This is a genomic window from Ligilactobacillus salivarius DSM 20555 = ATCC 11741, assembly GCF_001435955.1.
Classification (GTDB): domain Bacteria; phylum Bacillota; class Bacilli; order Lactobacillales; family Lactobacillaceae; genus Ligilactobacillus; species Ligilactobacillus salivarius.
In genome coordinates, this window is record NZ_AYYT01000021.1 from 1 (window position 1) to 17,538 (window position 17,538).

General features: G+C 29.4%; 22 protein-coding genes. 3 read left to right on the top strand and 19 right to left on the bottom strand.

Translation table 11 applies throughout. From position 1 onward, the window contains the following. Nucleotides 1-36: 36 nt before the first annotated feature. Complete coding sequence (locus FC55_RS08170; protein WP_003701513.1) at nt 37-435, bottom strand: CvfD/Ygs/GSP13 family RNA-binding post-transcriptional regulator; 399 nt, start codon at nt 433-435, stop codon at nt 37-39. A gap of 119 nt (nt 436-554) precedes the next feature. Here FC55_RS08170 and FC55_RS08175 point away from each other — a divergent pair, with 119 nt between their 5' ends. After that, the gene (locus FC55_RS08175; protein WP_003701514.1) at nt 555-1,580 is read left to right on the top strand and encodes an NAD(P)/FAD-dependent oxidoreductase; all 1,026 of its coding nucleotides are present in this window, start codon (nt 555-557) and stop codon (nt 1,578-1,580) included. Nucleotides 1,581-1,640: 60 nt separating this feature from the next. Next, complete coding sequence (locus FC55_RS08180) at nt 1,641-2,282, top strand: VTT domain-containing protein (RefSeq protein WP_003701516.1); 642 nt, start codon at nt 1,641-1,643, stop codon at nt 2,280-2,282. A 91-nt stretch (nt 2,283-2,373) separates the two neighbouring features. Here FC55_RS08180 and FC55_RS08185 read toward each other — a convergent pair whose 3' ends face one another. The 16 genes from FC55_RS08185 to ccpA form a co-directional block, all read right to left on the bottom strand. Next, the gene (locus tag FC55_RS08185) at nt 2,374-3,018 is read right to left on the bottom strand and encodes a TIGR01906 family membrane protein (RefSeq protein WP_003701518.1); all 645 of its coding nucleotides are present in this window, start codon (nt 3,016-3,018) and stop codon (nt 2,374-2,376) included. Beyond that, nucleotides 3,018-3,791 (bottom strand): TIGR01457 family HAD-type hydrolase, encoded by a 774-nt coding sequence (locus tag FC55_RS08190; RefSeq protein WP_003701519.1) that lies wholly within the window; start codon nt 3,789-3,791, stop codon nt 3,018-3,020. Before FC55_RS08190 ends, FC55_RS08185 begins: the two co-directional genes overlap by 1 nt. A 10-nt stretch (nt 3,792-3,801) precedes the next feature. After that, nucleotides 3,802-4,386 carry a YutD family protein gene (locus tag FC55_RS08195; protein ID WP_003701520.1) on the bottom strand — a complete coding sequence of 195 codons (585 nt, stop codon included), beginning with the start codon at nt 4,384-4,386 and terminating at the stop codon, nt 3,802-3,804. Nucleotides 4,387-4,463: 77 nt separating this feature from the next. Continuing rightward, nucleotides 4,464-5,069, bottom strand: coding sequence for a metallophosphoesterase family protein (locus tag FC55_RS08200; protein WP_003701521.1), 606 nt, complete (start codon nt 5,067-5,069; stop codon nt 4,464-4,466). 97 nt (nt 5,070-5,166) lie between these two features. After that, nucleotides 5,167-6,528, bottom strand: coding sequence for an amino acid permease (locus tag FC55_RS08205; protein WP_003705813.1), 1,362 nt, complete (start codon nt 6,526-6,528; stop codon nt 5,167-5,169). Between the two features lie 160 nt (nt 6,529-6,688). Next, entirely contained in the window at nt 6,689-7,708 is a 1,020-nt protein-coding gene (locus FC55_RS08210) for a class I SAM-dependent methyltransferase (RefSeq protein ID WP_003701523.1), read from the bottom strand. A gap of 352 nt (nt 7,709-8,060) precedes the next feature. Further along, nucleotides 8,061-8,525: a competence type IV pilus minor pilin ComGF gene (locus tag FC55_RS08220; RefSeq protein ID WP_003701526.1), complete on the bottom strand. Its 465-nt coding sequence runs from the start codon at nt 8,523-8,525 to the stop codon at nt 8,061-8,063. Then, nucleotides 8,491-8,745, bottom strand: coding sequence for a hypothetical protein (locus tag FC55_RS08225; RefSeq protein ID WP_003701527.1), 255 nt, complete (start codon nt 8,743-8,745; stop codon nt 8,491-8,493). Before FC55_RS08225 ends, FC55_RS08220 begins: the two co-directional genes overlap by 35 nt. Further along, nucleotides 8,726-9,166, bottom strand: coding sequence for a competence protein ComGD (locus FC55_RS08230; protein ID WP_003701528.1), 441 nt, complete (start codon nt 9,164-9,166; stop codon nt 8,726-8,728). The genes FC55_RS08225 and FC55_RS08230 overlap by 20 nt, the downstream gene beginning before the upstream one ends. After that, nucleotides 9,150-9,452: a prepilin-type N-terminal cleavage/methylation domain-containing protein gene (locus FC55_RS08235; RefSeq protein ID WP_003701529.1), complete on the bottom strand. Its 303-nt coding sequence runs from the start codon at nt 9,450-9,452 to the stop codon at nt 9,150-9,152. Before FC55_RS08235 ends, FC55_RS08230 begins: the two co-directional genes overlap by 17 nt. After that, nucleotides 9,452-10,525: a competence type IV pilus assembly protein ComGB gene (gene comGB / locus FC55_RS08240; RefSeq protein ID WP_003701530.1), complete on the bottom strand. Its 1,074-nt coding sequence runs from the start codon at nt 10,523-10,525 to the stop codon at nt 9,452-9,454. Before comGB ends, FC55_RS08235 begins: the two co-directional genes overlap by 1 nt. Beyond that, nucleotides 10,461-11,444 carry a competence type IV pilus ATPase ComGA gene (comGA, locus tag FC55_RS08245; protein WP_003701531.1) on the bottom strand — a complete coding sequence of 328 codons (984 nt, stop codon included), beginning with the start codon at nt 11,442-11,444 and terminating at the stop codon, nt 10,461-10,463. Before comGA ends, comGB begins: the two co-directional genes overlap by 65 nt. Before the next feature lie 103 nt (nt 11,445-11,547). Then, complete coding sequence (rbsK, locus tag FC55_RS08250) at nt 11,548-12,471, bottom strand: ribokinase (RefSeq protein ID WP_003701532.1); 924 nt, start codon at nt 12,469-12,471, stop codon at nt 11,548-11,550. Nucleotides 12,472-12,594: 123 nt separating this feature from the next. Continuing rightward, nucleotides 12,595-13,323, bottom strand: a complete 729-nt coding sequence (locus FC55_RS08255; protein ID WP_003702892.1) for a YebC/PmpR family DNA-binding transcriptional regulator — start codon at nt 13,321-13,323, stop codon at nt 12,595-12,597. Nucleotides 13,324-13,429: 106 nt separating this feature from the next. After that, nucleotides 13,430-13,918, bottom strand: a complete 489-nt coding sequence (locus FC55_RS08260; RefSeq protein ID WP_003701534.1) for a VanZ family protein — start codon at nt 13,916-13,918, stop codon at nt 13,430-13,432. A 98-nt stretch (nt 13,919-14,016) separates the two neighbouring features. Next, a complete protein-coding gene (gene ccpA / locus FC55_RS08265) occupies nt 14,017-15,024 on the bottom strand; it encodes a catabolite control protein A (RefSeq protein ID WP_003701535.1) in 1,008 nt (335 codons plus the stop codon). A 200-nt stretch (nt 15,025-15,224) separates the two neighbouring features. On the opposite strand from ccpA, the gene FC55_RS08270 reads away from it, so the two are divergent. After that, entirely contained in the window at nt 15,225-16,328 is a 1,104-nt protein-coding gene (locus tag FC55_RS08270) for a M24 family metallopeptidase (protein ID WP_003701536.1), read from the top strand. A 70-nt stretch (nt 16,329-16,398) separates the two neighbouring features. Here FC55_RS08270 and FC55_RS08275 read toward each other — a convergent pair whose 3' ends face one another. After that, nucleotides 16,399-16,848 (bottom strand): hypothetical protein, encoded by a 450-nt coding sequence (locus FC55_RS08275; protein WP_003701537.1) that lies wholly within the window; start codon nt 16,846-16,848, stop codon nt 16,399-16,401. A 22-nt stretch (nt 16,849-16,870) separates the two neighbouring features. Continuing rightward, nucleotides 16,871-17,278 carry a DUF948 domain-containing protein gene (locus FC55_RS08280; protein ID WP_003702923.1) on the bottom strand — a complete coding sequence of 136 codons (408 nt, stop codon included), beginning with the start codon at nt 17,276-17,278 and terminating at the stop codon, nt 16,871-16,873. Nucleotides 17,279-17,538 lie beyond the last annotated feature (260 nt).

The window sequence follows — 17,538 nt, forward strand, 5'->3', positions numbered from 1 at the left end:
CAACGATATATACTATACCTTGATTTTAATATCTCGTCAATAGTTTTTTTTATTTTTTTCAATATCTTCTAATGCCTCGTTTATCCACTTAGACATTCTCTTAGAAATAGGCTTGAACCCTTCTTGAACATGCTTATTAGTCCAATATTTTCGATGATTAAATCCTGGGCGTCTTTTTTCTCTAGAAAAATCAAAAGCTTTTTCCAAGCATCTTATTGATAAACTTATCTTCCCAGTATACTCATCGATATCTATTATCATGACTCTTACCATTTGCCCAACTTTCAAAAAATTTCGAATGTTATCTACATATCCATGGTGACATTCAGAAATGTGTATCAATCCTTGAGTGCGATTATCTAAACTGACAAAAGCTCCATATGGTTGAATACCAGTTATTCTGCCTTCAATTATCATTCCTATACGATAACGCATATATTAACCTCCCATTTATTTCTATATTCTATAATAACTGACTATCAGTTCTTTTACCATTTTATTTTATTTTTTATTTATGCTATTGTATCCTTAGTAATTTTTTAGGAGGGTAATTTATGCCTGAAGATAACTTATATGATATTTCTATTATTGGTGGTGGCCCTATTGGTATGTTTGCCGCTACTTATGCAGGAATGCGTTCAGCCAAAGTCCAATTACTTGAAAGTTTAGGACAACTTGGAGGACAACCTCAAGCTTTGTTCCCAGAAAAGACAATCTACGATATTCCTGGATTTAGTTCCATTTCCGGTAAAGACTTAATTAGAAATTTAAATACACAATTACAGCAATTTAATGTTGACGTATATGTTAATAGTCCTGTTTTAAATATTCAAAAAACTGAGAAAAACCAATTTAAAATAATTACTAATAATAGAATCAGTTATAGTAAATCTATTATTATTTCTACCGGAATTGGTTCATTCGAACCACGTCGCCTTAGAATAGCGAATGCCGAAGCACTAGAAAATGATAAATTATTTTATACTGTCAACGATCCATCAATATTTGAGAACAAATCTATTGCTATTGCAGGTGGTGGTGATTCAGCTATAGATTGGGCATTAGAATTAAATACTATTGCAAAAGATACTATTGTCATTCATCGTAGAAATCAATTTAGAGCTATGGAATCAAATGTAGATAAGTTAAAAGAGTCTGGTTCAAAAATAATGACCCCTTACACTATAGATAATCTTAGTACAGACAATTCTCATAATAACCTTACTATACAACTTAAAAAAGTACGTACTAAAGATACTGTTGAATTATCAGTAGATGCTTTATTAGTAAATTATGGTTTTATGTCTAACAATAGCATTTTAAAGTCATGGGATTTAGATCTAATAACCACCAAAAATAATTTAATCCCTGTTAATTCCAAATTAGAAACAAATCTTCAAAATGTTTATGCTATTGGAGATATTGCTAATTATCCTGGTAGAATAGATTTGATAGCCGTTGGTATGGGAGAAGCACCTATGGCTGTTAATAACGCATTAGAGTCACTTTATCCCGAAAAAATTCAGCCAAAACATAGTACTCAACTTGTTAAAAATATTAAAAATAATGAAAATAACTAATTATTTTCTTTTTTATATGGTATTATTAATTTCCAAATAACTTATTAAGGAGTAAGTAACTTGAACTTTTTAATTGATTTTATTCTACACATCGATGCGCATTTAGTTAATATTGTTAATAGCTTTGGTAATTTAACTTATCTAATTGTTTTTGGAGTTATTTTTATCGAAACAGGTGCCGTTATAATGCCATTTTTACCTGGTGACTCTCTATTATTTGCTGCTAGCGCTCTATCAGCTAGTAGTGAGTATCATCTAAATATTTGGCTTTTTATTATACTATTTTGGCTTGCTTCTGTTACTGGTGACTCACTAAACTATTTCATTGGTCATAAAGTTGGACGCTCTGTTTCACAACATCACTTTTTTGGTAAATTTATTAAAGAAGAAAACATGAAGAAAACTGAAGCATTTTTTGAAAAACATGGTGGCATTGCTATCTCATTAGCAAGATTTATGCCTATTATCAGAACCTTATCTCCTTTTGTTTCTGGTGGTACAGGAGTCAAATATTCTACTTTCATTAAATATAATTTACTAGGAGCAACAGCTTGGGTTCTCATTTGTTGTGGTGCTGGGTACTTTTTTGGTAATATTCCGGTTGTTAAAGAACACTTTTCCTTAGTTATTATTGGAATAATTGTAGTTTCTTTAATTCCTGCTATTGTAGGAGCTCTCAAAAGTAAACTTTCAAAAAATTAATAATAATTTTATTTATATACTAAAAAAACGGATAGTAGATTCAAAAATGGATCCACTATCCGTTTTTTTACTGTACAAAACTTTTACGTTCCTATTCTCGCCTTAATCTATTTTTTAAAAACCAATTGAATGTATACATAACCAATTCAAAAATTACTACTATTTCAATAAAACATGTTTCAAAAAATAATTCTGGTAAAGCTTTTATAATTGGTGTATTTGCCGGATTAAATATCCAGTCTCTATTGTTAAATAGCAATTGATGAAATACTATAAATGCATTTGAAAAGTCCAAGCAAACTATACATACCAACATTAAAATAATTATATTTGATACTTTAAATAAATTTAATAAATTCCACCATTCTGTTTTTGTAAAAATTCTTCGCCACATAATTCCAATCATTATTGAAGTAATTAATAAAACAATGTAGTTAAATTCAAATAATTTTTTTACATCTTCAAAGTGGTGTATCGCGCTAACAGATAGTGGTAATTTAGTATGTAACGTTTCTATCCAAGGAAAATTCAAATAATGTAAAATTGTTTTATATTCATGCCACAACTCATTACTAGTTAAAAAAACTTTTTTATCCAAGTGCTCTAACTTTATAAAAATATAGTATAACCAATCTGAATTAATAGTGATACTTATTGCCAAAGATAATACAAAAAAGAATAATATTACGCCAAATAGTAGTAATATTACTCTTTCTATCCATATAGATCTAATCATTATTGCCACTCATCTAAGCTATTAATTTCATACGTTGGCTTAATTTTTTCTTTTGCTACATCTTCTCTAGTAGAGACTCCCGTATATACCAATAATGTATCTATATCCGAAGCTATTCCTGCTTTAATATCAGTATTATAATTATCCCCAACCATAATTACATCATCAGCTTTCATATTCATTTTTTTCAATGCTTTTTCCATAATTATTTTTTCAGGTTTTCCAACATAAGTCGCCACTTGCTGTGTTGCTCTTTCAACTAAAGCAATGACGGAACCTGCTCCTGGCACTAAGCCTCTTTCATTTGGCAAATTAGTATCAGGATTAGTACCTATAAATTTTGCTCCTCTCTTAATAGCCAATGTAGCTAATTCGAATTTATGATATGTTACATCATAGTCTAAACCTACTACAACATAATCAGGGGTAACCTCTTCAAAGCGGAATCCTTTATCCATCAATGCTTGCTTTAAACCAAGTTCTCCAATTGCATATACTTTTCTTTTATTTTCATCTAAATCAGCTACATAATCAGCTGTTGCCAATGCTGTAGTATATACATTTTCTACACCAACATGAATATCAAAATTCATTCCTAAATTTTCTACTACAGCTTCCGGAGTTTGAGTACTATTATTGGTTAAAAATAGAAATGGAATATCTTTCTCTTGTAATCTTTCTATAAATCTCTTGGCTGCAGGAATTTTTATCTTTCCTTTGTACATTGTTCCATCTAAATCTATCAGGTATCCTTTATACTTTTCTAAATCCATAAAATTCTCCCTATTTTTGCCTAATTGTAAAATGTCTATGCTTTGTATTTTTCTTTGATACAGACTTCAAATGAGCATTTTTCTTATTTTTCTGTGATCGTATATTATATCTCTTTTCATTTGTAAATACATTGTTTTTAGAGTTATGTTTCTTAGAACTAGATTGTGATTTTCTCTTTGAACTCTTCTTCCTAATATTAGCAGGTATTGGCTCTGGTGTCTGCACTTCAAGATTATGAAGAATAAAGTAGGAACAACCAAAATTACAATATTCATATAAGTAATCATCTAGCCTCTCTATACTTTGATAAGGTGATCCTTTCTTGCTACCAATCTCATAAAAACCACGTAATCTTAATTGATCATATCCCCAATCACCTACAATATAATCATATTTAGTCAAAATTTGGCTAAATCTCTCACCTAATCGTTCTGCGTTAAAACCTTCATGATAATTCTCAACTAAATCATAAGGTCTCCCATCAATTTTTATTCGGGTCTCGTTAATTACTAATACTTCACTTGCTGCTGCTTCGATAGTTTCAGCCTTTTTTGCAAGTTGTACTTCCCGCCTCTCTTTTCTTTCGCTATTCAAAAATCAATTCCTCCTAGCTTAAAATCATCAGTTAATTATATACCTTATATTCCCACTCTTACAAGTTTCTTTCTCATCTACCATCTTTTTTTATGATCTATTAACTTAGCCTCTATAATCTTAAATAAATTCTTTTCTGATATAGGTGTTCCAAATGGTAGTTTATTAATTAAATAATCTATATCTGCTGAGTCAACTCCAACATTAATATTCCACGGTAAATTTACACTGGAATGGTGAATATGTCCATGAACATTAACTCTATTTTTAGATGGTCCTACCAATAATGGATAATGAGTTAAAAATAATTGATAATGATTTAATTTTAAAATTAAGCCAACATCTATAAAAGTAAATTTCATTCTTCCATCAGGTAAAATAACATTATTTTTATCTATAAATTTAAATAATACTCTTGAATCATGGTTTCCCTTCAAAAATACAATTTGCCCCTTTAATTTCTTCAATATTTCCAATACTCTTTTTAAATCTTCTTTTTTACTATTTATAAGTGCTATATCTCCTAAATGATAAACCGTATCATTATCATTAACAACACTATTCCAATTTTCAACTATTGTATTATTCATATCATTTACTGAAAAAAACATTCTATTAGCAAATCGTGTATCATGTATCAACTCTTTATGGAAAAAATGTGTATCTGCAGTAAAATATTTCATTTTATACTCTCCTAGTTAATTATTAACATATTATTATAATAATAAAATAAAAAAACAGAATTAAAAACACTTAGCGTATTTCTAATTCTGTTGAATCCTAATTTCTTTTTTTAATACTACTAATCATATATAACATTACAAACCAAGCAATCGCAGCTATCAAAGCAAATAATGTTGTTTTTTCCAAGCACATTATTACTCCTACGAATATTAAGAAAGCCAACACCAAATAATCAGTCCAAGGATGAAAATGTAATTTAAATTCTCCCTCAGGAATGTTTTGTTTCTTTTGTTGCTTTTTAAATTCTAAATGACATACAACAATTGCGCCCCAAATAAATAAGAAACAAGTTGTCGCAACACTAGACACAAATGTAAATAAAGATGTATTAGATACTACAAAGTTAGCTAATACTGCTATTGCTATTATAATAGCAGAAAAAATTAAACCATTCGCTGGAACTTGTTGTCTGGACAATGTGCTCATTTTTTTTGCGAATTTTCCCTTTTTACCCCAGTTAAGCGAGAATAACATTCTTCCGGTACTGAATAATGCACTATTAGTAGCCGATAATGCAGCTGTCAATACAACAAAGTTTATAATTCCAGCAGCAAAAGTTATACCTATATTCTGAAATACTTGTACAAAGGGGCTTTCATTTATTGAGATGGAATTCCATGGATATATGGACATTATTGCTAGTAAAGACCCTACGTAAAAAATAATTATTCTTAACGGAATTTCATTAATAGCCTTTGGAATAACTTTTTTGGGATTTTCTGCTTCTGAAGCAGTAATTCCAACCATTTCAATTCCAATAAAGCCAAAAGTCACCATTTGGAAAGATAGCAAAAATCCTTTTAAGCCTTTTGGAAATAATCCTCCATAACTATACAAATTCCCTAAAGTAGCATGTCCTACCGGTGTCTTATAACTAACTATAACCATCGCAATTCCTGAAACAATTAGTGCAATGATAGCAATAATTTTGATTAAAGAAAACCAAAATTCTGTTTCTCCAAATAGCCCCACTGTAACTAAATTCAAAGATAACAATACAACTACTGCAACTAATCCTGGAACCCACTGTGGTATATTAGGAAACCAATATTCTATATATAGACCTGTTGCCGTAACATCTGCCATAGCAATCGTTATCCAACAAATCCAATATGTCCACCCAGCTATAAAACCTATTTTTTCTCCTAAATATTTAGTAATAAAATCTATAAAAGAATGTGTATTTAAATCTGATAAAAGAAGTTCCCCCATTGCTCTCATCAGAAAGAAACATATTAACCCTGTTATACAATATGCTAAAACAATAGATGGGCCTGCTAAGTGGATAGACTTTCCTGATCCTAAAAATAGTCCAGTTCCTATCGTCCCTCCTAATGCTATTAATTGGATATGTCTACTTTTTAAATTTCTTGCATATCCTTTATTTTCTTTGTTCATATCAATATATCTCCAATTCATTAATATTCAATACTATCCAGTTTAAAACATTTTTTTATTTTAGTAAAATTCAACTATTTCATTTATAGTTGAATTTAATTCACTTTTAGACAAAAAAAGAACTATAAATCCAAATTATCGAAATTATAGTTCTTTTTTTCTAATTAAAATAAATATTTTTCTTTGCCCAACTTACTATTTCATTTATAAATTTTTTAAATTCCTCTTGTTTTTTAAAGCTAGGGAAATCGCCCAATAATACTTCTTCTGCCTGTTTAGCCTTATTTCCCTTCTTTTGTACAATTAAAATTGATTTCATCGATTGTTTATCATTAAATAATTCTGTTGGTAAGTTTAATAATCCTTGCAAATAACCAACTTTTTGAATATATTTAAGCAATTTAACCGAATCTTTTACTTCAAAAATCCCTCTAGGTACAATAAATATTCCTATTCCATCTTCTTTTAATTGCCTTATAGATTTTTCAATTAATACATAATGAGCATATGAATGTCCATCATTATTTTTGGTGATATAGTCACTCACTTTGTCATCTATTGGATAATATCCAACCGGCAAATCTCCAACTACTAAATCCGTCTTAGGGATTAACAACTCTTCTATAGCATCCTGATGATATAGTTCAATATTTTGCTTTTGGAATTGCGTGCTTATACTTGCTAAAGCTAATAGCGTATCATCATTATCTATTCCATAAGCTTGAATATTTTTGTTTTGCTTATCTAAATTATTATAAATATCAGTAAGTAAGTTTCCTGTACCTACACAAATATCTGTAATTGTTAATACTTTTTTAGAATCAGCAAATAACTCTATTAGATAAGATACTATCATCCCTATTGAATCTGGTGTCATTTGATGATTAGCCTGAATCTTATCTTCGCTATAAGATTTTAAAATTAATAATTGTATAACCTGTCTTTTTTCATCAGTTTCTAAGTTCTTTATATTACTATCAGCGTACAATTCTTTTAACTTTGCTACTGTCTTTTTATCAGGCTTATCATCCTCTACATGAACCTGATTATTATCTAAGATATTCTCTAAAGTTTCAATTAATGCATCAAGATAAGTTGTTTGTAAATTTTTTTGTAGTTCCTTTACTGCTCCTTCAAGTAAACTATATTCTTTCTGTATCTTTTCCATTTTACCTATCAAGAACTAGCCCTCCTGTTACTATTAATCTTTAATAGTGTAGCTAGTTTATGCAAAATTTTCAAGTTTATTGGTTATCACTTAAATTGATACTCTCTACCATTTTTTAATATAATAATATATTTTCTTCTTTCTTTATCCCACTTAACTTTGCCATAATTAAAATTCTCGCTATCACAATTCTTTCTTTTGACTACTTCATACATCACTCTAGCTCTATAATAATTTACCTCTCTGCTATAGGCTAAAATTTGCCATTTAAAAAGTAATATCTGTCCTAAAAATATCATAAGAAAGAACATCAAAAAGTATATGCTAGTATAAATTAAATAACCTTCTTCTCTGAAACTACTTTTCATTTTTTTCGATCCATTATATATTCTTCGCTATATTCTCTACCGTGTATCCGAATTGAAATAAAAATCGACTTCCTATTTTCATCATATCTCCACTCTACCTTTTGAACATTGTATAACAAGGGCATATACCCATCAATTTTTCTTCGCATCCTGATTTGTTGCTTATATAAGTCCAATTCATAAAAATCATCCATCGCATCGCTATATAAAATCAATTCATCATTCTCATTGTCAACACGTACATATTTAAAATCCAAATTACTACTCTCTATAACTGATCTAAATTGCTCCCACTGCAATCTATCATTTTTAGTTTCATTTGCATTGATTTTCCACACTATTTGGAGTGTAGAAAATATCATCATACATGTTAAACAAGTAATTCCTATTGCTATTATTGTTTCTAATAATGTAAATCCACTCTTTTTACTCTTTTGATAAAGTTTCAACTTTGTTTTCATAACTAACTTGTATTTGTTTAAAATTTACTAATTCATTCTTATCCATACTTCGCACTCTATTGAGTAATAAATGCATTCTTTCTTTATCCTCAATCTTTAAATTCTCTTGATTATTTAGAGACTGATAATTTGTTAATAATATTAAAATTCCACTACAAATTATTATTAAACCTATTATCGAATCAGCTAATACAAATCCTTTATTGGTAAGTTTTAACATAATATTTAGCACCATATCCCATTTGAAATACAAATACATATCTTCTTCCTAATGATGAGAAAATTTTTATTGTTTTAGGTGTAACACTACCATTATCACTAATTTTTACAACATTAGTATCTCCGTGCATAGTAGACGGATATGAAAATTCATAGTCATTTGTTGTTCTATCTTTATTATATTCAGAAAATCGAACTAAATCGTGATAAAAATAAACATTAGTATGTTTTTCCTCTTGAATAGATTTTATTGTACTTTGGTTCCATTTTCGTTCAAAATTTTTTATAAATTGTCTTTCTTCATAATTTTGCCAAGTTATTTTTATAGGACGATATGCCAATAAAATCAATACCATAAATATTCCTAAAACAATTATCATTTCTAGAAGAGTATACCCTACCAAATTATTCTTTCTTACCATTATCTAGTTTAATCTCTATATTTTTCTTCTTAATTTGATCATATTGATCATTATTTAAATAATTGGCTGATTTCAACTCATCTATTGTTACTGTATTAGTATTCTTTTCATCCATATATAATTCAGCTTGTGTATTTAATTGAGTCTGCAACGCCTTATCATTTACAGTATTTGCATGCTTTCTCTGTGTACCTATATTCGGTAATATAATTAAAATTAATAAGCTAATAATAAATAAGACAATTGCCATTTCAATTAAAGTAAATCCATACCTTTTCCTTTTCATTAATATAAACCTCCTAGAGTTTTGTATATTGGTAAAAGAATTGTTAAATAAGTTCCAACGATAATTATCGCTATCACGATAAATAGTATTGGTTGAACTAACTCAATCAACTTATCAATTAATTTTAATAACTTCCTATACGAGACTTCTGAATAAACTGCTAGCTCATTGCTTATGTTTTCCAATGTTTCTCCCTTATTTAAAAACAATTTCAATTCAGGAGGGATAAATGGATATTTTTTCACTAACTCATCAGGCATACTTCCAGCATCTAATAATTCTCTTAATTGTTGTCCTAATTGATACAGTAAAGATTGCTTATCAAATTCATTTAAAAAGCTACATATTTGTTTTAAATCTAGTCCACTTTTCAAAAGTAGTGATAAATTAAAGCTCAAATAGTAGTAGCTATATTGTCGATAAATCTTACCTATAATTAGCAATTGGCTATACCAATGATGTCTAGTTATAGTTTCTTGTTTACTCCACCATCTCAAAATTTTTAATACATATAGTACTATTATCAAAACCACTAAAATTAGACTGTATTTACCAACTACTGTCCAATTAATAATCGACGATGTTCTTACACTATCTTCTCCAAAATTATTAATAGTTGGCTTCAACCAAAACTTTATTCCTAACATAATTATTATCAACATAAAAAATAAAATCATTGGATACACCATTAAACTCTTTAATTTATTTTGCTGCTCCACTCTTCTTTCAAGTAAACTCCCCAATTGCTTGATACTTTTCTCCATTTCTCCATGTTGCTCTGCAATTAACAATTGATAATAGGTTGATTTAGAAATATTCTCTTTTAAAGCATCGCTAATCTTTGTTCCCATCAGCAAGTTTTTCTTTACTTTATGAGAAACTGAATAAAATTCTGGCATTATATTTTGTATACTTATCAGAGACTGTCGTAAGGAAAATCCTGCTGATAATAAATCTGATAATATAGAGAAAAAAATTGCTTGTTTCTTTAAACTCCACACTTTTTTATTATCCTTCAATAAATGTTTCAAAACTTTCTTTATTAATCCAGTTATTAAGGTAACAATACTCAAGTTTTTCTCTCCAGTCTTTAGTCATTCTACTTTGAATATTTCCTTGAATGATATCTTTATCTAAATCTTTTCCTTCTATTTGATCAAACAATACTTTAGCTCCTCCATCTATTGTTGGAATTAATCTCTGATATGAGATTACCTGCATCGTTTGTTGAAGTTCTTCATCACTAATACCTAAGTTTTTCAACCTTTGATAAACACCATATACATTACGAGCATGAACTGTTGTCAAAATCAGATGACCACTCAAAGCAGCATTTATTGCTACTTTAGCAGTCATATTATCTCTAATTTCTCCAATTAAAAATACATCTGGATGATGCCTTAATGCTACTTTCAGTAACTCAGAATACGACATCTGAGCTTTATTGTTAACTTGTAATTGTAAAAAATTAGGCTCATATATTTCAATTGGATCTTCAATACTCATAACATGTTTTTCATTAGCTAATTTTCTAGCTAAATTGTACATAGTCGTTGTCTTACCTGAACCCATTGGCCCTGAAAAAACAATTAATCCATTTTTGATACAAGCTTTTTGTAAAGTGTAAATCTGCTCTTCAAAAAAATAGTTTTCTTCAAAAAAAGTACTAGGAAATATCAGTCTTACAACCAAGGATTCATTCCCTAAAAAATCTCCTACACTTGATAGTCTACAAAAGACTTCATTTTTTTCATCACTATATATCCATGATCCAAGTTGCGGACGTCTTTTTTCACTAACTGCCATATTAGATTGAAATTTCAAATAATTAATCAACTGTCCTCCAAATTCTTTACTACATTCCTTTATTATGCGATTCGTTCCTAAAACATTCACTTTAATTTGGTATCTATCATTTTTTGGAAAGAAAAATATATCGCTTGCTTTTAGTGATATAGCTTCTTGCAACAAAATTTCAACAGATTTTTTCATTAACTCACCTCCTCGTATATATAAATACGCAAAAAAACTTTTTATTCTAAAAAAAATTCCTATAAAACAAATTTTTTCGTTCTATAGGAATTCTTATTGCTTTTTATTTATTATTTAACTGTTTTTCTACATCATCTTTATACGGTATTGATGGAATCGCACCTAATTTTTGGACAGCTAGAGAAGAAGCCTTACTTGCGTAAATAATAGCTTCTCTTAAATTGCTAAAACTTGTATCTAATTTAGATACTAGAGCACCGATAAAGGTATCACCAGCAGCTGTAGTATCAACCGCTTCAACTTTAAAAGCAGGTACTAATTCACAAATGCCATCTTTTGTCTTATAATAAGCACCCTGCTTACCTAAAGTAATAATAACATTATCAATACCTTGATCAATTAATTTATCAGCTGCTTGTCTACATGTATCTTCGTCAACTACTTTTATTCCAGTTAACAATTCAGCCTCTGTTTCATTAGGAATTATTAAATCTATATTTTTCTTTAGTTCGTCTAAAATATCAGTCGCTGGTGCTGGATTCAAAATTGTCTTTACATTTAACTCACGTGCTAATTTAAATGCTTCATTTGTCACTTCTAGAGGTGTTTCAAATTGGGCTACTAAAAAATCACTATCCTTGATATCATTCATTGCATTTTGTATAACGGTAGTTTTTATAGCTTGGTTTGCACCACCATAGATTACAATGCTATTTTCACCACTTTCTTGCAATAAAATAAACGCTTGACCAGTTCCTTCATTTAATTTTGCAACATTATTAATATTAATTCCATCTTCTTTTAGGAGTTTCAACATCATCTCACCTTGAACATCATTGCCAACTCCACCAATAAATGTTACATGTGATTTAGATCTAGCAGCTGAAATAGCTTGATTTGCTCCCTTTCCTCCGCCTGCAACACCTATATCGTCCATTTTCAATGTTTCACCTGGCTGTGGTAATCTGGGTATTCTCAGAATAGTATCAACATTCAAGCTTCCCAAAACAGTTACTTTATTACTCATACCTTTGATAACCTACTTTCTAGTATGTATTGCTATTTAAAGCATAACTAAAAAATAATAATTTCACAAGCAAAAAAAGATACCAGCAATAAAATTATCTACTAGTATCTTTTTAAATAATTATTAATCTTCAGGGAAATCAGCAGATGTGTATACTTCTGACACATCATCTTCATCTTCTAATCTATCAATTAATCTTTGTAATTGTTCTACTTTATCAGCAGGAACGGGTACTGTATTTTGAGGAACCATTGTTAATTCAGCTGTTGCTAAATCGTATTTCTTTTGTAATTCATCACGTACATCCGCAAATGCCTTAGGATCAGTATAAATTTCAAATACTTCATCTGAAGTTTGTAAATCTTCTCCACCTGCTTCAATAACATCTTCAAACATTTGATCTTCATCAACGTCTAAATCTTCTCGCGCAATAGCAATGTAACCCTTACGATCGAACATAAAGCTAACTGAACCTGTTTCACCTAAGTTACCGCCATTTCTATTAAAATCAGCACGTACAGCAGAAGCAGTTCTATTACGATTATCAGTTAAAGCATGTACTAAGATAGCTACACCAGCTGGACCGTAACCTTCATATGTAATTTCTTCATAATCAGCACCACCAGTACCAGTTGCCTTATCGATAGCACGTTTAATGTTATCCTTTGGCATGTTAGCTGCACGAGCTTTATCCATAATTAGGCGTAATTGTGGGTTTCCATCTGGGTCAGGACCACCACTCTTTGCAGCCATATAGATTTCTCGTGATATTTTTTGGAAAATTTTTCCACGTTTAGCATCTTGGGCGTTTTTGCGGCCTTGGATGTTATGCCATTTTGAATGTCCTGACATTTCTAAAACCTCTTTCCGATTATATAAATTCATTAATTTAGGCAATAAGCCATTTCAAATTATAGCAAATAATTTATTAACTATCAATCAAAGTATATTTATAATATTATTTTTTTCTTCTAAAAAAATATAATATAACCATCGTGATTATAATTCCTGTTAAAGCACCTATTCCATCCAACATAACATCTTCAAAAGAAGGCGTTCTATCTCCAGTAATCATTTGATGAAATTCATCAATTCCTGCATAGCCAACTGCTGCCAAATACGAGAAAAATGTTGCTTGCCATTTCTTTAAATTATCCTTTAATGTCATATAAAATCCTAACCCCATAACAAAATAAGTGGAAAAGTGTGCCAATTTGCGGATAAAAAATTCAACAAATTTATAATATCCAACTTCTTTAATAGATATTACAGAATGTCCATATGAAAATGAAACTTGACTTAAAATATCCTTGAATGGTTGAGATGTAAGATATTTTTGTAAAAATGGTACAGAAGATTGCTCTTTATACGTCATAGATGAACTTATAAATAGCAATATCATAATAAAAATTGATAAGTATAAATATTTTTCTGATTTTATTTTCACTTTTTAAAATTTCCTTTCAGATCATCTAGCTAGCTATTTCTAATTAAATATTAAAAAAACTAATCAAGATATACTCGATTAGCTTCTATAACTTCTAACTATTTTGTTGATCCACGCTTGATATAACCATAAGGTAGTTCAATAGTTTTTTCATCAGCTGTTGTTTCTTCTTTGTTCATCATCTTAGTTAAGAAACGCATGGATACCGCACCGATATCATACAATGGCTGAGTAATGGATGATAACTTAGGTCTTACTAGTTCAGTTAATTTAGAATTATTACTTGTTACAATTTCAAAGTCAGTTGGAACCTTAGCACCTGCATCTTGCGCACCATTTAATACACCAACAGCTAATTCATCATCACCTACATAAGCTGCAGTTGCCCCAACTGATTGTAAAGCTGGCCATAAAATTTCACCTGAATGGTAACTATAATCTGTTTCAAAAACTAATTCTTCATTATAGGCAATTCCATTTTTAGATAAAGCATTTTTATAACCTTGTAATCTATATTTACTATTAATTGGTTCTGACAATGGTCCAGAAATGAAAGCAATTTTATCATTACCATGATTAATTAAATCGGAAACTGCTTCTTCTACAGCATCTACATAATTAATATGAACACTTTCAAATTCTTCTTTATCATCTAAAGAACCAGCCAATACTACAGGTGTCTTGGTTTTATCAATTTGCTTACGAAGTTCATCAGTAATCTTATTTCCCATGAAAATAATACCGTCAACTTGTTTGGCTAATAAAGTATTTAACACTTGCAATTCTTTTTGTTCATTAGCATCTGAATTAGCCAAAATTATGTTGTATTTATACATGGAAGCTACATCATCAATACCTCTAGCAAGTGAAGAGAAATAGACATTAGTAACGTCTGGAATAATAACTCCAACAGTTGTTGTTTTCTTACTTGCCAATCCTCTAGCAACTGCATTAGGACGATAGTCAAGTCTATCAATGACTTCTAAAACTTTTTTTCTAGTAGCAGGTTTTACATTAGGATTACCATTTACTACCCTAGAAACTGTAGCCATAGAAACATCTGCTTCTCTAGCAACATCATAAATTGTAATTGTTTGTTTTTCCATTCTTCTTTCATCCTCGCATTTGTTTTCATTTTTATTTTCATAATCCTATTATAGATTATCAAAGAAGTTATAAAATTGCAAGCGTTTCATAATTTTATTAATTTATTCTTTTCCATTTGTTTTCATAATTGCTTATTTTATATTAAATTTTTTCTTTCTAATACATGTGCTATAATTAACTTACTAGGAGATGAGTTATTATGAAACATATTGAAGAAGTACAAGAATGGTTAGCTAATAACAATTTAGATATTGCTTATATAAGTGATTTCCATAACATACGTTATTACACAGGTTTTGATAGTGATCCTATCGAACGAATTTTAGCTTTATTCATTTTTCCAGATAAAGATCCTTTTATCTTTGCCCCAGCACTTGAAGTTGGTTCTGTAAAGGAAAGTGGATGGGAATATCCTGTTTTTGGCTATTTAGATCATGAAGATGCATTCGCACTTATTAAATCACACATTAATGCATTAGCTGGAAATCCTAAAAAATGGGCTATTGAAAAAGATAATTTAACAGTAGCAAAATCAGAAGCTATACTAAGAAATTTTCCAGAAGCTAAATTTGTTGAAAATATTTCTCCTTTTATCAACAAACAACGATCAATTAAAAATGAAGATGAAATCAACCTACTTCTTGAAGCGGGAAAATGGGCTGATTATGCCTTCAAAGTTGGATTTGATGCATTAAGCACTAATAAAACTGAACAAGCTGTAGCTGCTGAAATTGAGTATGAATTAAAGAAAAAAGGCGTCATGCATATGAGCTTTGATACAATTATTCAAAGCGGTGCTAATGCAGCTGATCCTCATGGCGCTCCAAAAGAAGATACTATTAAGCCTAATGAACTAACTCTCTTTGATTTAGGTACTGTATATAAAGGATATATTTCAGATGCTTCACGAACTGTAGCATTTGGCGAAATCGATGACAAATTAAAAGATATCTATAATGTTTGTTTAGAAGCTCAATTAACTGCACAAAATGCTGCAAAACCTGGTATGACAGCTGAAGAATTAGATAAGATTGCTAGAGATGTTATTACAAAAGCTGGTTATGGTGAATATTTCATCCATCGTCTTGGACATGGTATGGGACAAAGCGAACACGAATTTCCATCTATTATGGAAGGAAACAAAATGGAATTAGTTCCAGGTATGTGTTTCTCTATTGAACCAGGTATTTATATTCCTAATTATGCTGGAGTTAGAATTGAAGATTGTGTTTACGTTACAGATAATGGTGTTAAACCATTCACTCACACTAGCAAAGAACTTCAAATAATTCCTTTATCATAAGATAATAACATTAAACAATAATTATAATAAAAACCACTCAATTATTTTATTTGAGTGGTTTTTATTATAATTACTTCGTTTCAGATGTTCCATCTGGATAAAATACAACTGTTGGATTTTCCAACTCTGTTTTTTCTTTCATTTTTCCAAAAGCAGATCTTTGATCAATTACAATATCATCTTGAAGATCTTCATCATTATCTAAAGAATCTTCTTTTTCCATAAGTTTATCTTTTAAATTGCTTGTTGAACTTTTTAAATTACTTAAAGCTTCTGTAACCGAATCTTTATCAACCAAATCTTTAGCTTGTAAAACTTTTTTATTTAGTTTTTCTAATTTATCATCTTCATCTAAATAATCTAATAAATATTCGCGATATTTCAATGCAGTTTCTTGACCTTCGGCTACAATATCATCCAATTTAGATGCTGCCTTCTCTAAATATTTTCCCGACAACTTCTTGCTAGCATAGAAAGCAACACCGGCTACACCTAAACCTATCAATAATTTTTTTCCCATAAAAAGTCCTCCTCACATCATATTATTTTTTGCGTAATTTGTTAATAAGCTTAATTGCTCTTAATCCATTTTTCAACATTGTTGAAGTTTTTACAAGACCATGAGTTGAATTCCCCATATTTTCAACAAAATTTCTACTTGCTTGATTTAAATCCGAAACACTTTCACCTAAATCAGATGTTGCTTGAAATAATGGATCTAATTTTGATGATTTTTGATTAACATCATCCATTAAACTATTAGTCTTCACTAATAAGTCTTCAATTTTTTCTGAAATATCATCAGCATCCTCTGTCAAAGTTTTTATGCTCTTTGTCAACTCAGATACTGTACTTGTCAAACGTGCTAAAACTCGACATAAATATATCACTAATACTAAAAATGCAAGTGCAGCAATTAAACCTGCCAATTGACCAAATGTTAAAAACATGCAACACCCCTCCAAAATACTTAATATATTAAGAATATCATTCATATTATTAAACTTCAATTGATATATATAAGTTTAATATTTTTTCAAATTTCAAATAAAAAGTATTAATTCTTCATAATTTCTATTTACCACCTATATTCTTAATACCTTTACCTCTTCATTATAATATTAAATCATATAAATTGAAAGCGTTATCCAAATAGATATAAAAATATCTCTATTTTATCAATATAGTTTATTTAAACGTAGTTCTGCTA

Excerpts from the sequence above, each read along its gene's own strand:
- FC55_RS08170 (WP_003701513.1), bottom strand. The coding sequence starts at position 435 with ATGCGTTATCGTATAGGAATGATAATTGAAGGCAGAATAACTGGTATT.
- FC55_RS08175 (WP_003701514.1), top strand. The coding sequence starts at position 555 with ATGCCTGAAGATAACTTATATGATATTTCTATTATTGGTGGTGGCCCT.
- FC55_RS08185 (WP_003701518.1), bottom strand. The coding sequence starts at position 3,018 with ATGATTAGATCTATATGGATAGAAAGAGTAATATTACTACTATTTGGC.
- FC55_RS08190 (WP_003701519.1), bottom strand. The coding sequence starts at position 3,791 with ATGGATTTAGAAAAGTATAAAGGATACCTGATAGATTTAGATGGAACA.
- FC55_RS08200 (WP_003701521.1), bottom strand. The coding sequence starts at position 5,069 with ATGAAATATTTTACTGCAGATACACATTTTTTCCATAAAGAGTTGATA.
- FC55_RS08205 (WP_003705813.1), bottom strand. The coding sequence starts at position 6,528 with ATGAACAAAGAAAATAAAGGATATGCAAGAAATTTAAAAAGTAGACAT.
- FC55_RS08220 (WP_003701526.1), bottom strand. The coding sequence starts at position 8,525 with ATGAAAACAAAGTTGAAACTTTATCAAAAGAGTAAAAAGAGTGGATTT.
- FC55_RS08225 (WP_003701527.1), bottom strand. The coding sequence starts at position 8,745 with ATGTTAAAACTTACCAATAAAGGATTTGTATTAGCTGATTCGATAATA.
- FC55_RS08230 (WP_003701528.1), bottom strand. The coding sequence starts at position 9,166 with ATGGTAAGAAAGAATAATTTGGTAGGGTATACTCTTCTAGAAATGATA.
- FC55_RS08235 (WP_003701529.1), bottom strand. The coding sequence starts at position 9,452 with ATGAAAAGGAAAAGGTATGGATTTACTTTAATTGAAATGGCAATTGTC.
- comGA (WP_003701531.1), bottom strand. The coding sequence starts at position 11,444 with ATGAAAAAATCTGTTGAAATTTTGTTGCAAGAAGCTATATCACTAAAA.
- rbsK (WP_003701532.1), bottom strand. The coding sequence starts at position 12,471 with ATGAGTAATAAAGTAACTGTTTTGGGAAGCTTGAATGTTGATACTATT.
- FC55_RS08255 (WP_003702892.1), bottom strand. The coding sequence starts at position 13,323 with ATGTCAGGACATTCAAAATGGCATAACATCCAAGGCCGCAAAAACGCC.
- ccpA (WP_003701535.1), bottom strand. The coding sequence starts at position 15,024 with ATGGAAAAACAAACAATTACAATTTATGATGTTGCTAGAGAAGCAGAT.
- FC55_RS08270 (WP_003701536.1), top strand. The coding sequence starts at position 15,225 with ATGAAACATATTGAAGAAGTACAAGAATGGTTAGCTAATAACAATTTA.
- FC55_RS08275 (WP_003701537.1), bottom strand. The coding sequence starts at position 16,848 with ATGGGAAAAAAATTATTGATAGGTTTAGGTGTAGCCGGTGTTGCTTTC.
- FC55_RS08280 (WP_003702923.1), bottom strand. The coding sequence starts at position 17,278 with ATGTTTTTAACATTTGGTCAATTGGCAGGTTTAATTGCTGCACTTGCA.